The organism is Bradyrhizobium erythrophlei, assembly GCF_900142985.1.
GTDB lineage: Bacteria > Pseudomonadota > Alphaproteobacteria > Rhizobiales > Xanthobacteraceae > Bradyrhizobium > Bradyrhizobium erythrophlei_B.
Window position 1 is genome coordinate 4874039 of record NZ_LT670849.1, and the last position, 13841, is coordinate 4887879.

13 protein-coding genes are annotated in these 13841 nt (G+C 62.8%); 9 read left to right on the forward strand and 4 right to left on the reverse strand.

The window, feature by feature from the left end:
• Positions 1 to 12 precede the first annotated feature (12 nt).
• Positions 13 to 1272 carry an NAD(P)/FAD-dependent oxidoreductase gene (locus BUA38_RS23165; RefSeq protein ID WP_072821509.1) on the forward strand — a complete coding sequence of 420 codons (1260 nt, stop codon included), beginning with the start codon at positions 13 to 15 and terminating at the stop codon, positions 1270 to 1272.
• Positions 1273 to 1319: 47 nt separating this feature from the next.
• Positions 1320 to 1988, forward strand: coding sequence for an amino acid ABC transporter permease (locus BUA38_RS23170; protein WP_072821511.1), 669 nt, complete (start codon positions 1320 to 1322; stop codon positions 1986 to 1988).
• Between the two features lie 50 nt (positions 1989 to 2038).
• Here BUA38_RS23170 and fabF read toward each other — a convergent pair whose 3' ends face one another.
• Together fabF and BUA38_RS23180 are read right to left on the reverse strand one after the other, a co-directional pair.
• A complete protein-coding gene (fabF, locus tag BUA38_RS23175; protein ID WP_072821513.1) occupies positions 2039 to 3319 on the reverse strand; it encodes a beta-ketoacyl-ACP synthase II in 1281 nt (426 codons plus the stop codon).
• Positions 3320 to 3627: 308 nt separating this feature from the next.
• Complete coding sequence (locus BUA38_RS23180) at positions 3628 to 4506, reverse strand: transporter substrate-binding domain-containing protein (protein ID WP_072826358.1); 879 nt, start codon at positions 4504 to 4506, stop codon at positions 3628 to 3630.
• A 143-nt stretch (positions 4507 to 4649) separates the two neighbouring features.
• Here BUA38_RS23180 and BUA38_RS23185 point away from each other — a divergent pair, with 143 nt between their 5' ends.
• A complete protein-coding gene (locus BUA38_RS23185; protein ID WP_072821515.1) occupies positions 4650 to 5060 on the forward strand; it encodes a RidA family protein in 411 nt (136 codons plus the stop codon).
• Between the two features lie 144 nt (positions 5061 to 5204).
• Here the strand turns inward: BUA38_RS23185 and BUA38_RS23190 are convergent, their stop codons facing one another.
• Together BUA38_RS23190 and BUA38_RS23195 are read right to left on the reverse strand one after the other, a co-directional pair.
• Positions 5205 to 6131 (reverse strand): ABC transporter substrate-binding protein, encoded by a 927-nt coding sequence (locus tag BUA38_RS23190; protein WP_072826359.1) that lies wholly within the window; start codon positions 6129 to 6131, stop codon positions 5205 to 5207.
• A 5-nt stretch (positions 6132 to 6136) separates the two neighbouring features.
• On the reverse strand, positions 6137 to 7387 hold the full coding sequence (locus BUA38_RS23195) for an MFS transporter (RefSeq protein WP_072821517.1): 1251 nt from the start codon (positions 7385 to 7387) through the stop codon (positions 6137 to 6139).
• Between the two features lie 316 nt (positions 7388 to 7703).
• Between BUA38_RS23195 and BUA38_RS23200 the strand changes: the two genes are divergently transcribed.
• From BUA38_RS23200 to BUA38_RS23215, 6 genes are all read left to right on the forward strand, one after another.
• On the forward strand, positions 7704 to 8885 hold the full coding sequence (locus BUA38_RS23200; RefSeq protein WP_072821518.1) for a DUF2336 domain-containing protein: 1182 nt from the start codon (positions 7704 to 7706) through the stop codon (positions 8883 to 8885).
• Positions 8886 to 8967: 82 nt separating this feature from the next.
• Positions 8968 to 10113, forward strand: coding sequence for an aminotransferase class V-fold PLP-dependent enzyme (locus BUA38_RS23205; RefSeq protein WP_072821520.1), 1146 nt, complete (start codon positions 8968 to 8970; stop codon positions 10111 to 10113).
• Between the two features lie 282 nt (positions 10114 to 10395).
• On the forward strand, positions 10396 to 10521 hold the full coding sequence (locus BUA38_RS38515; RefSeq protein WP_276328142.1) for a hypothetical protein: 126 nt from the start codon (positions 10396 to 10398) through the stop codon (positions 10519 to 10521).
• A 163-nt stretch (positions 10522 to 10684) separates the two neighbouring features.
• Positions 10685 to 10855 (forward strand): hypothetical protein, encoded by a 171-nt coding sequence (locus tag BUA38_RS36990; protein ID WP_156898669.1) that lies wholly within the window; start codon positions 10685 to 10687, stop codon positions 10853 to 10855.
• A gap of 165 nt (positions 10856 to 11020) precedes the next feature.
• Complete coding sequence (locus BUA38_RS23210) at positions 11021 to 12358, forward strand: Rieske 2Fe-2S domain-containing protein (RefSeq protein WP_072821522.1); 1338 nt, start codon at positions 11021 to 11023, stop codon at positions 12356 to 12358.
• A gap of 58 nt (positions 12359 to 12416) precedes the next feature.
• Positions 12417 to 13577 (forward strand): ABC transporter substrate-binding protein, encoded by a 1161-nt coding sequence (locus tag BUA38_RS23215; protein WP_172806078.1) that lies wholly within the window; start codon positions 12417 to 12419, stop codon positions 13575 to 13577.
• Positions 13578 to 13841: the final 264 nt, after the last annotated feature.

Genomic DNA, 13841 nt, shown 5'->3' on the forward strand with positions numbered 1-13841 from the left:
AGGTTGAACTGAATGTCGGACGGTATCGCGGGCAAGCAAGTGGATGTCGCCGTGCTCGGCGCGGGTATCGTCGGTGTCTCGGCCGGCATCGCCGCCCGGCAACGCGGGCTCTCGGTGGTCGTGATCGACCGCCGTGAACCCGGCAGCGAGACGTCCTACGGCAATGCCGGCATTCTCTCGAGCGGCTCGATCCTGCCGCTCAACCGGCCGTCATTGTGGAGCGCGCTGCCTTCCTATCTCGGCAACACCAGCGCCGCGTTGCGCTGGGATCCTCTGTGGGTGATGCGCAATCTCGACTGGGTCGCGCGCTTTCTCGGCAACGCCGCCATGCCGTCGCGCACAAGGCCGCGCGCCGCCGCACTTCATGGCCTGATCGGCGCATCGCTGAAACTGCACCGCGACTGGATCGTGAAGGCCAATGCCGGAAATCGTATCCGCGAGACGGGCTGGCTCAAGGCGTGGCGCAATGAAGCGACGGAATCCGCCAAACAAGAGCAGGCGTTTCTCGCCGAGTTCGGCATCAAGAGCGAACTGCTCGACCGCCAGGCGATCTCGGCGCTCGAGCCGAACATCCTGCCGGTCTACAAGACCGGATTGCTGCACACCCAGACCGCATCGGTGGATTCGCCGGGCGCGGTGACCAAGGCCTATGCGCGGATGCTGGCCGGCAATGGCGGCGAAGTTCGCCAATCCGATATCAAGGCGATTGAGGTAACGGATAACGGCTGGCGCGTCGTGCTCGGCGATGGCGCGATTTCCGCGCGCCACGTCGTGGTCGCGCTCGGACCGTGGTCGGCTGACATCTTGAGGCCGCTGGGTTATCGCGTGCCGCTCGCAGTCGAGCGCGGCTATCACCAGGAGTTCGCGCCCAATCCGGCACGCAGCTTGCAACGACCGATCCATGATGCCGACGGAGGTTTCCTGATGACGCCGATGGAGAATGGCATTCGCGTCACCTCCGGCGTCGAACTGACCGACCGCGACGCGCCATCGTCGTTGGCGCAGCTCGACATGGTAGTGCCGCTGGCGCGCGGCGTCGTCGAATTTGGCTCGGCCGTGGCCGAGCCCTGGCGCGGAGCGCGGCCGACCTTGCCGGACAGTCTGCCGATGATCGGCAAGGCGCCGCGACATCAGGGCCTCTGGCTTGCCTTCGGCAACCAGCATATCGGTTTCACCACCGGGCCCGCGACGGGCTCCGCGGTGGCCGCGATGATCGCGGGCGAGGCGCCGTCATTCGACGTCGCGGCATTTTCGCCGGCCCGTTACATCTGATGAGGGGGCGGTTGATCCATGCATGAGGTGGGGCGACAGGGGCCGGGATGAATTACGTCTGGGATTTCGGCATCCTTTCGAAATACAGCCATTTGTTCTGGCTCGGGATCGGCTGGACGATGATCTACACCGTCGCCACCATCTTGCTTGGAAGTTTGATCGGCCTTGTCGTCGGCATTATTCGCCTGCGGCGTTATCCGGTGATTGACTGGCTCCTGATCGCCTATATCGAACTGTTTCGCTGCACGCCGCTGCTCGTTCAAATCATCTGGTTCTATTACGCGTTTCCCGTCGTCATCGGCGTCAACATCCCAGCCCATGTCGCGGCGATGACGGTGCTGTCGCTCTATGGTGGCGCGTTCTATGCCGAGATCGTGCGTGGCTCGATCGAGAGCGTGGCGCGCGGGCAGTGGGACGCAGCCCGCGCGCTGGGCTTGCGGCCCTGGCGTTTGCTGCGGCTCGTGATCATGCCGCAGGCGCTGAAACCGATGCTTGCTCCGTACGTCAACCAGTCGGTCACGCAGTTGAAGAACACCTCGCTGGTGTCGGTGATCGCGGTGCCTGATCTGGTCTACAATGCCACGCTGATCAACGCCGACACCTACCGGCCGCTCGAGGTCTATACCGTCGTCGCGCTGATTTACTTCGCGATCCTGTTTCCGTCGACGCTAGTCGCGCGCCGGCTCGAACGCGGCATGACGTACGACAAGGCGTGAGGCCTGGACAGACGCTACGGCCCGTGTCCGCTTCCGGAAGCCGGCCTCCCTCAGGCGTCGTTCCAGCGTCTGAAAATCACACTGGCGTTGACCCCGCCGAAGCCGAAACCGTTCGAGATTGCGTGTTCGAAGCTGGCGGGCCTTGCGGCCGGACCGACGATATCAAGGCCGCCACAATGTTCGTCTGGCTGTTCGAAGTTCAGGGTCGGCGGCGCCAGCTGATCCTGAAGCGCCTTGATGGTAAAAATCGCCTCGATCCCGCCGGCGGCGCCCAGCGTGTGGCCTGTTGCCGACTTGGTCGCGCTGATCGCGAGCGACGGCTCGGTGCCGAACACTGATTTGATGGCCGCCAACTCACCACGGTCGCCGACCGGGGTCGAAGTGGCGTGCGCGTTCAGGTGGCCGATGTCGGACGGCGACAAGCGCGCCTGAGCGAGCGCCGCGTGCATCGCTCGCGCGGCTCCTGCTCCGTCCTCAGGACCGGCGGTGACGTGATGGGCATCGGCCGTTGTTCCGTATCCGACGAGTTCGGCAATTGGCGCCGCGCCGCGTGATCGGGCATGATCGAGCGACTCGATCACGAGGATGCCTGCGCCTTCCGACATGACGAAACCGTCGCGCGCGGTGTCGAAGGGGCGCGACGCGGATTCGGGACGGTCGTTGAATCTCGTGGAAAGAGCACGCGCGGCGCCGAAGCCGCCGAGGCTGACACGATTGATCGTGGCTTCCGACCCGCCACACACGGCGATATCCGCCTCGCCGGCCCTGATCAGACGCGCGGCATCGCCGATAGCCTGTACACTTGCTGCACACGCCGTCACAGGCGTGCCAATTGGACCCTTGTAGCCGTGGAGGATCGATATCCAGCCTGCGGCCAGATTTGAAAGAAACGACGGAACCGTGAACGGAGACAGCCGCCGCGGTCCCCGCGCATCCGTTAGTCGCACGGCTTCGGTAATGGAATGAAATCCGCCGATACCAGATGCGACGACGGTCGCGGTTCTCGCGCTTTCCGAGTCTGTTTTCGGCCTCCAATTCGCCTGGCTGATCGCTTCTTGCGCCGCGGCGAGCGCCAACTGGATGAAGCGATCCATCTTTTTCTGATCTTTTGGCGGCACGAACCGATCAGGATTAAAACCGTGCTCTTCATCGACAGATGGAACAAATCCCGCAACCTGGCACGCGATATCTTCTGCAACGCCTTGCGGAATACGCCGAATTCCCGAGATGCCTTTAATAAGCCTGGACCAGGCGTTCGCGACGCTGCAGCCCAACGGCGACACCAGCCCCATGCCTGTGACGACAATCCTGTCCCGCGCACTAAACGGCATGTTCATCTTCGAGGTCTTTTCGTTGCAACGGGCGACAGTCTCTTATTTTATTATGATCATCATTTTATAACTAGCAGGGCGTATGGCAGGACGCAATGGTCCGGCTGCGGAATATTGGAAGAGCCGGTAAGGAGGCGGGGTTTCACGGCGCCGGCGGGGCGCGGCATGACGTGTGACAAGGCGAGAGCTAACGGCCTCATGGTTCGAGACGCCGCAAATGCGGCTCCTCACCATGAGGATCGAAGTCCTCATCCCGAGGAGGCGCGTAAGCGCCGTCTCGAGGGATGGTACCGGAAGAAGCGCTTAGATCAGATACTCAACTCGACCGGCACGTCCTCAGGCTTCACGCCGGACAGCGCCAGTCCCTTGACGAACCACTCGCGCATCTGGCCGATGCCGCGATTGTAGTCGATCCATACCGAGAGGAAATCGCGCCAGCGCTTGTCAGGTTCGCGGCGAACCGCGCAGCCGCTCGCAACCGTCACCGACGGCGATGCCAGGATCTTGTAGGTGCCAAGGCTCGGGTTCTTGGCGATCGCGGTCAGTCCCAGCACCAGCGCGTTGACCACGCAGTCGACGCGGCCAGACGCCATCTCCAGCATCACCTCGTCGCGCGACTTCATGGATTTGATGGTGGCATTCGGCGCAAAGCGCCGCGCTACGGCTTCGTTCGCCGAGCCGACGTCGACCGCAATCCTCACCTCGGGCTTGTTGACATCGGCCCAGGTCCTGGCTTCGAGGCCCTTTTTCAGCATCGCGCCGAAGGGATGCGGAAAAACGAGATTGGTGAAATCGACCACCAGCGCGCGCTGCGGCGTCGGATTGAGCGCAAAGCCGAGATCGATCTTGTTGGCCTGCAAATCCAGAATCGAGTTGCCGTAGGTCGATTCGACATATTCGAGCTTGACGTCGAGCAGCTTCGCAATGTCGTTCGCCATCTCGATCGAGAAGCCGGACCAGGTGCCGGTGGCGAGATCCTTGTTGAAGTAGGGCAGTTCGCCCGGCAGCACCGCGATCCGCATCACCTTCGTGGAGCGAATGCGGTCGAGCGTGTTGTCGGCGGCGCTTTGCGCGTGAGCCGGCGTGACCAGCGAGGACGCGATCGCGGCACCGGAGCCGATCGCCAGCGCATAGCGCAGCGCCTCGCGGCGGTCCTCGGAAATCCTGCTCTCGTCTGATGTCGTCACGCCACCCTCCTGCCAAATGCCCACCGAACCCTAGCGCGCACCTCGCATGGCAGCAATAGCGCGGGCATCTACCCTTTTGCCGCGCTGGCGTCTAATCCTATGGCGGGCCGCACTTCGTTCAGGCCATCACTTGCGAGGAATTCATGTCAGCAGAACTCAACATCTATAATCCGGACGAACTCGGCCCCCCGATGGGACAGTACACCCATGTGACGCGGGTGAAGGCGAACGAATTCCTGTTCATCGCCGGCATGCTGTCGGGCGATTCCAAGGGCAACGTGATCGGCGACGGCGATTTCGACGCCCAGACCGCCCAGGTGTTTCGTAATGTCGAGGCGGCGCTGAGGTCGGCCGGCGCGAGCTGGGCCAATGTCGTTCAGTTCACGACGTATCTGGTTCATTCGCAGGACATTCCGAAGTTCATGGCTTTTCGCTTGCGGGAATTCCCGAAGATGTTTCCGAACGGGAAATATCCGCCGAACACGCTGCTCATCGTCGACCGCCTGGTGAAGGAGCAGTTTCTGGTCGAGGTGCAGACCATCGCGGCGGTGTGAGGTTATTTCACCTCGCCCCGCTTGCGGGGAGAGGTCGCAGTGCATCGTTAGATGCGCTGCGGGTGAGGGGGACTCCCCACATTTTCCCTTGCGGAGACTCCCCCTCACCCCAACCCTCTCCCCGCAAGCGGGGCGAGGGAGCGATCACCCAAAACTCAGATCGCAATATTTATCCGGGTCGGTCAAAAGCTTCCTGGGAAGGGCGTAGCGGCTGCGCAGTTCGAGCACACAGTCGAATCCGGAACGGATGATCTCGCAGGTCCTGAAAAAGCCGCGCGCGGAATCGAGCAGCTCACTGTAGCTCGCCTCCGCCATCGCTTCCGTCATTTGCGGCAGATGGCCGCGCAGGATCGCAATCGCCTCGTCGCGGGGTCTGGGCTCGTAGAGCCACGCGATCGATTTGCGGTAGGCGGCGATATAGGCCTCGACCTTGCCGCGGTTGTCTTTGGCCCAGCTCCGGCGGACGGCAGCGACATTGCCCTGATAGGGGCCGATGACGTCGGTCGCTTTGACGAATTCGGTGAAGCCCGCATTCTTCGCGACGATATTATACGGCGCCGACAACAATGTCGCGGCGTGCTTGCCCTCGCGCAGGGCGTTCCAGCGCTGCACCATGCCGCCGGCGCGGGCGATCTCGTAATCGCCTTTGTCCTTGTCGAGGCCGTGGCGGCGCAGGATCTCGTACAGCACGAAGGCGTAGCCCGTCGTGGCGGCATCGACCGATACTGTCTTGCCCCTGAGATCCTCGATTCTCGCAATCGAGGGCGAAGCCACCAGGCTGAGGAAACTGCTGTCGCTGCCCATCACCGCGACAAACTCGGGTTGCGGCCCGATCGGCGCTTCGCCCTGGCCCTCGACATAGGCGACGATGTTGTCGACCGCGGTCATCGCGATATCGAACTTGGCCAGCGAGAAGTCCGTCATCTGGGTGACGGAGTTCGGCGTGTCCTGGATTTCGACGGCAATGCCGGCCTCGGTGAAGAAACCCTTGTCCTGGCCGACATAGACGCCCCAGTTGAAGCCGCCGGGAAAGACGTTGACGGTGACGGTGGAGAGATCGCTGCGCGCCATCGACATTATCCTGCCTGCTTGATTTGCCGCGACATGTCCTGTGGCCGCAGCAACAGCGCGATGACGGCGCCGACAAGACACAACGCCACGAGCTGGATATTGCCGGCAATGGTCCAGCCCGAAAGCCCCGCGATCCAGCCGATGAGATAGCCCGCCACGGTGGCCGAGCCATAGACACAGGTGACGAACAGGCCCGAGACGCGACCGGCGAGGCTTGCGGCGACCGCTTTGACGTGACAGGCCGCGAGATTGACGAAGATCGTGCCGCTGAAGGTCGCCCCTAACACGAGGGACAATGTGGCTTGCGTCGCAAAATCGGCCGGGCCGTTGAACAAGAGCGCTGCGATTGCGCTTGCGACCAGAAAGCTCAAGCCCAGCACGAGCCGCGGCGAGAAGCGGTCGCCGAGCCATCCCGTGAACAGCGAGACCAGGACGCCGAGCCCGTAAATACTCATCACCTTGCCGGCATCGGCGGGCGCGTAATGAAGCTGCTCGCGCAGGAAGGTCGGATACATGCCGAGATAGCCGTAGAGCGCGAGCCCAAACAGCACGCTTAAGGTCGCGAGCACGATGGTGTTGCGATTGTTGAGCGAGGCCGCGCCGCCCGAGACGCGGCTCGCGTTTTCCTCGCCTTTGGTTTCGCTTAGGGCAGGCCGCACGACGGCTGCGATCAGCACCATCATCGCAAGGCCGATGACGCCATAGATGATCATGGGCGCGCGCCAGGTGCCGTAATCGACGAGCAGCTTCGCTCCCAGCCACGGCCCGATCGCGGCGCCTCCGGCATAGGCATAATTCAGCAGGCCGACGCCGGCCGCACGGCTGCGCGCGAAATAGCTGGAGAACACCGCCAGCAAGGCGGTGAGCTGCATCGCTTCGCCGATGCCGGTGATCGCGCGATAGAACAGCATGTCGGCAAAGCCCGTCGCGATCACCGTGATCACGGTCGCCACGGAATAGATGAGAATGCCGATCTGGATCACGGTCTTGCGCTGATAGCGCGACATCAGATAGCCGGTCGGAATGCCCGCCAGCGTCATGCCCAAGGTGAAGATCGTCGAGAGCAGGCCGCCCTGCGGCAGGCTGAATCCGTATTCACGGCGCACGTCGGTCAGCATCAGCGGAAACAGGGTGCGGTCCATCGCATTGACGGCATAGGAAGCGATCAGCACGGCGATGGCGGCAATGGCGATCGCACTATCCGTCGTACGTGACGTCGCCTCGATGCTCGGAGGCGTTGTGGTCCGATCCGTCATCTTGCCCCAAATTCCCGCTTTTTGGCCGGTTTTCGCGCGATTTTGGCGCGCAAGCCCGCAGCTTCTGCATTCGAGAAAGGAGGTAAGCGATCGGTAAACGCAATGTCAAATGCGCTCCTCCGGCGTGGCCGTGTCTCGCCGATTTTTGTTGCACGATCAGCGCGTCGCGGGGCGGCGAGCCGCGTGGCATATCCAGCGTTAATGAAGGGTCACCGCGGTTTGCGAAAACCGAGGGAATGCGAATCCTCACCATTAAAAATTTGGCTCTATGGCTATGGCTTTAGAAAATTCGATTGCCCTATCGCCAGGATATTCGATGGCCGAAGTCGCTTACGCCTTGCAGGATCTTAACGATGCGATTGGACGCGGCACCGCAGAGAGCCGCGCCAAGGCGTTGTGGCATGCGACCGACGTTCTCGTCGAAGGCGAATTCGGCGAAGAGCAGATCCGTATTTTCGGCGAGGTGATCGCGCGCCTTGCCGACGAAATCGAGGAGACGGCGCGCGCCGAGCTGTCGCGGCGGCTTGCGCATTCCAGCAACGCGCCGGTCAAGGTCGTGCAGATGCTCGCCTTCGACGACTCGATCGATGTCGCCGGTCCGGTCCTGCAGTTTTCCCCGCGTCTCGACGCGAAAGCGCTGATTGCCAATATCCGTTGCAAGGGCCAGCCGCACCTGCTTGCGATCTCGCGCCGGCCCTCGGTGCCGGTCGAGGTGACGGACGAACTCGTCACCCGCGGCAACCAGGAGGTGGTGCAATCAGTCGCCGCGAATGCCGGTGCGTGTTTCTCCGATTTTGCCTTCCGCCAGATGATCAAGCGATCGGAGACCGATGCCGTGCTCGCCGAGCGCGTCGGCATGCGCAAGGAAATTCCGCCGCAGATGTTCCGCGTGCTGATTGCCAAGGCCTCCGGCGAGGTGCGGCGCAAGCTCGAGCGCGAACGCCCGGACCTGACCAAGGTCATTCAGGCCTCGGTGGGCCAGGCCGCCGGCAAGCTCTATTCGAAATTCGGTCCGGGCCAGGAGAGCTATCTGGCGCTCAAGCAGTCCGTGGTCGAAGCGCACAAGGCCGGCCGGCTGACCGAAAAGAGTATCGCGAATTACGCGATTGCGCACAAGTTCGAGGAAGCGGTCATCGCGCTGTCGCTGCTCTCCTCGCTGCCGGTCGACGTCGTCGAGCAGATGCTGCTCGTCAACAACCGCGATCTGATCCTGGTGCTGTCGAAGGCGCTGGAGTTTTCGTGGGAAACCGCGATGGGGCTGTTGTTCCTGGGCGCGGAAAATCATCGCATGGCTTCCCGTGAGCTCGACGACCTCAGGTGCGAGTTCAAGCGCGCCGATATCAGGATGTCGCGCGGCATCCTGGAAGTCTACCAGTCGCACTGGCGCGCCGGGCAGGGCGACGTCAGGGACGAAGGCAGGTCGGACGGCAAGTCGGAAGCCAAGTCGGAAGCCAAGTCCGACACCAAGTCCGACGGCAAGACAGAAGCGTTGCACTAGCTCCTGACGCCATTGCGCTCAAAGGGGTGGTGACTGCGATCTCCGGCGGTTAAGCTTTCACGCTTTCCGACGAGAGATTCACATGCTGGCCTCACAGCGCAGCCTGTTCTCAGTGCCGCGCGACATCTGCTACCTGAATTCGGCCTCCTATAGCCCGCTGCCGTTGCGCACCCAGGAGGCCGCGCGCGAAGCGGTCGGCCGCAAGGGCGCGCCGTGGACAGTGGATGGGTCGTTCGCCAACCGTCAGCACGAACGCGCCAGAAGCGCCGCCGCCCGGCTGATCAACGCCGACGCCAGCGATATCGCGCTGATTTCCTCGGTGAGCTACGGCGTGGCGACCGCCGGCAAGATCCTGGCGATCCCCGCCGGCATGCGGGTGCTGGTGCTGGAAAACGACCATTCTTCTCCGATCCTGGAATGGCAGAGCCGGTCGGCGGCGGCCGGTTTCACCATCGAGACCGTGCGCCAGCCGCTCGACGGCGACTGGACGTCGGCCGTGCTGGCGGCCATCGAGCGGCCGGGCGCAGCAAGGCTGGCGCTGGCCTCGATCTCTTCGGTGCACTGGTCGGACGGCGGCATGATCGACATCGACAAGGTCGCTGCCGCGCTCAAGCGCCAAGGCGCGCTGTTTCTGATCGATGCGACGCATGCGGTCGGCGTGATCGCGATGGATGTCGCCAGGCTCGATCCGGATTTCGTGATCTTCCCGACCTATAAATGGCTGCTCGGGCCCTATGGCCGCGCCTTTATCTACATCGCCAAGCGTCACCAGAACGGCATTCCGCTGGAACAGACCGGCTTCGGCCGCCGCGAAATCCGCTCCGACGCCGAAATCTATTTTGCCGATGTGAGCTATGTTGCGGGCGCCCGGCGCTTCGACATGGGCGAGCGCGACCATTTCATCGCGATGGAAATGGCCGCGATCGGCATGGAGATGATGGCCGAGTGGGGCGCGGACGCGGTGGCCGGACGCCTCAAGATGCTCACGGACCGGATCGCGGAGGGCCTGGCCGGCACCAAACTCCGCTTGATGGATACGAATTTTCGTAGCCCCCACATCCTGAGCCTGGGTTTTGCCGGCGGCCTGCCGGCTGGCCTGGTCGACAGCCTCGCGGGACAGGGCGTTCATGTTGCAGCGCGGTTGGCGCGCATGCGCCTTTCGCCCCATGTCTTCAACGACGAGGAAGACGCCGACCGCTTCGTTGCGGCGCTGAAGCAGCGGATTTGAAATAGCGGACACGGGCGGTTCGCTCCCTCTCCCGCTTGCGGGGAGGGTTGGGGTGGGGGCGTCCCGGCGCTTGGCTGAGTGGGTAGACATTGCCCCACCCGCTGCGCGCCGGCGCGCAATTGCGCTGCCGAGCGCGTCGACCTCCCCGCGAGCGGGAGAGGTGAAGAAGGTGGAACCCAACCGCACCCCTCTGAATTGATTCTCCAAATTGAACCTTGCGCCTTCAGGCGCGACCTATTTCTAAGAGGCACGTCACAAGAGGCAGCCTTCAGGGAGGCTCTCATGACCGACTGGCGCGATTCCATGGTGGACAGGCCCACCGAAGAGGGAGCTTACACCGCAGGTTGGACCGTTTCCGGTCTTGCGGTTCTCGGTGCGATCGTCGCGATCTGGGTGTTCGGTATCTAGGGTCGAAAATTCGATTTTCGGGCGTGGGCCCTTCAGGCAACGCGCTTCTCGCTTTGTGCTAAGCTCATCACCGCTTCAGCCTGACCGTCGTGTCCACAAGACGGTGGGCGAAAGCTGCTTATTTTCCAAAAAAACATCTGAATTGTTTTGAGGAGGATTTGTGATGCTTCGATTTTCAATTGCGCTTGTTGCTGTACTGGCCCTGATCGGGGCAACGACCGTCGCCGTTTCGCCTGCATCGGCTTACACCGGTGCGGCATTTAACAAATGCATGGCGAAATGCCAGGCGCAAGGCAGCAGGAGGTGCGACTGGTGGTGCGACAAAAAGCACTGATCCCGCCGCACCAACGACTTGCTTGAGAAGGTCTGAATGCGATGACGCGCCCTCGCGGGGGCGCGTTATTTGTTTGACGGGCCCCTTTTAGACCACTGGACGGGGCGCCCACGGCTGGCTTATATAGAAGCTTAGGAGACTAAGCATTTTCGGGAGAGAGCGGCTATGCTCACGCAGGCGGAAAACGAGTTGCTGTGTCGCGTCGAGGGCGATGCGCCGATGGGGCAGTTGATGCGCCGCCACTGGGTGCCGGCGGTGCTGTCCGAACAGGTCACGTCCGACGGCGCGCCGGTCAGGGTTCAGCTCTTCGGTGAAAAGCTGGTCGCGTTTCGTGACTCGAACGGCAAGATCGGGCTGCTCGGCGAATCCTGTCCGCACCGCAAGGCCTCGCTCGCGTTCGGCCGCAACGAGGAATGCGGCTTGCGCTGCCTCTATCACGGCTGGAAGTTCGACGCCGACGGCAACGTCGTCGACATGCCGTCAGAGCCGAAAGCGAGCGCGCTACCGGAGAAAGCAAAACATCTTTCCTACCCGACGCGCGAGGCCGGCGGCTTCGTCTGGGCCTATATGGGACCGCCGGACACGATGCCGGAATTCGAAGCCCCACCCTGGGCGCCGCATGCGGACACCCGCGTTGCGATTGCCAAGATCGAACTGCCCTGCAACTGGGCGCAGATCATGGAGGGCCAGATCGACTCGGCGCATTCCTCCACGCTGCATTCCTCCGACATGCGCCCCGCCAAGGGCGATGCGCAGGCCAAGGGCGATCACTGGGTGCGGCCGTCCACCGACAAGAATCCGCGCATTCAGGTCCAGCTCACCAATTACGGCATGCGCTATGCGGCGATCCGCCGCCCGATCGCGAACGCCAACACGCACGATTATGTGCGCATCACGACCTATGTCGCGCCGTTCACCGCGCTGATCCCGCCGAACAGCACCTATAACGTCACGAGCGTGATCGTGCCGCGCAGCGACACGTCGAGCAGCTTTCACTTCATCGCCTGGGCGGAAGGCGAGCAGGCCGGCATCGGCCTCGATGCCTGGCGGAAGTTCTGCGTGCTCGAGGTCGGCGTTGATGTCGATGCGCAATTCAAGCCCATCCGGCGCCACGCGCATAACGACTATTTGCAGGATCGCGCGGCGATGGCCGGCGGCGACAGCTTTACCGGCATTCCCGGCATTCCCAACCAGGACATCGCGATGTGGGAATCGATGGGCCCGATCGCCGACCGCACGCAGGAGCGCCTTGGCGCCAGCGACATCGCGATCGTGCAGTTCCGCCGGCTGATGATCGATGCGGCGAAGGCCTTCACCGAGGAGGCGCGGGTGATCGGTCACATCGCGCCAAAGCTGCCCCAAGCAAAACTTCGCTCCTATCAGGGCGTGGTGGAGAAGACTGTTCCCTGGCGCACGCTCGGCGCCTCCGACGACGAGGTGAAGGTTCTCTCGGGCCTCGAGGAGGACGAAACAGACAAGGAAATGGCGGGCGCGGCGGCGTAGCGCGGATATCGAGAAGCCGCTACAACGGACAAAACGCCAAAAGTCTTGGGAGGATCGATTGCGCGTCCGTGTTACTATTGTTGCCGCCACCTTGCTCTGCGGCCTCTCTTTTGCGCATGCGGCTGACCGTGAGATCAACGTCATCCTGCCGCTCACCGGCGGCGGCGCGTTCCTCGGCAAGGCGGAACAGCAGGCGCTCCAGCAATTCGAGAAGGCGGCCAATGCCGATGGCGGCATTCATAGCCAGCCGTTGAAGTTCGTGTTCCATGACGATCAGTCGAGCCCGCAGGTTGCAGTCCAGCTCGCCAACCAGGTGAAGGCTTCCAATCCGCCGGTCATCCTCGGCTCGGGGCTAGTCGCGCTCTGCAACGCGATGGCGCCGCTGATGAAGGATGGCCCGCTGCTTTATTGCTTCTCGCCCGGCATCCATCCGGTGAGCGGCGGCTTCGTCTACAGTTCGAGCATCTCGACCAAGGAGCTCGCCGCGGCGCTGCTTCGCTACTTCGGCGCCAAGGGCTGGAAAAAGGTCGCACTGATCACCTCCACCGACGCCAGCGGACAGGACGCCTACAAGAACCTGAAGTCGCTGTTCGGCAGCGACGGCCATAAGGATGTCGAACTTGTCGCCGAGGCGCAGCTCAATCCGACCGATGTCAGCGCCGCGGCGCAGATCCAGCGGCTGAAGGGCGCCAACCCCGATGTGCTGATCGCGTGGTCGACGGGCGGGCCGATCGGCACCGTGTTCAAGGCGATTCACGATGCCGGAATCGAACTGCCGGTCGCCACCACCAACGGCAACCAGACCTACGCGCAGATGGCGCAATATGCCGCCTTCCTGCCGAAAGAGCTTTACATTCCGGCCGCGGATTTTCTGAAATCCTCGCAACCGCCGAAGGCGGACGAAGCGGGCGCGGCGAAGCAGGCCTTCTACAAGGCGTTCGAGGGCACAGACATCAAGCCCGACGGTTCCTCGACCTATGCCTGGGACCCGGCGCTCTTGGTCGTCAATGCCTTGCGCAAATTGAAGCCGGACGCGACCGCGGCGGACCTGCGCGGCTATTTCAACGACCTCAAGGGCGTTGCCGGCATCAACGGCTTCTACGATTTCAAGGCCGTGCCCAACCGCGGGCTGGATGAATCGAATGTGGTCGTGACGCGCTGGGACCCTGCCGCGCAAACCTGGGCGGTGGTCTCAGATCCCCTCGGCATTCCGAAGTAACGCGCATGATTCTTCGATCAAGGCCCCATGGTTCTCCTGGCGATGCGAAGCATCGTCCAGAACGCCACGTTCTCTTGGCGCCGTTCGCTAACGGCCCTGCAAGGGCAGGGCCTGCTCGGGCGCGCGTGGCTCCTCACCATGAGGGTCTTAATTTTCTCAGCGCATTCGGACCTCATCCTGAGGAGGCGCGAGCACCCGAGCAGGCCGAGCTACGGCGAGGCCGTCGCGAATGGTGCAAGATCGATAAGCGCCGTCTCGAAGGAT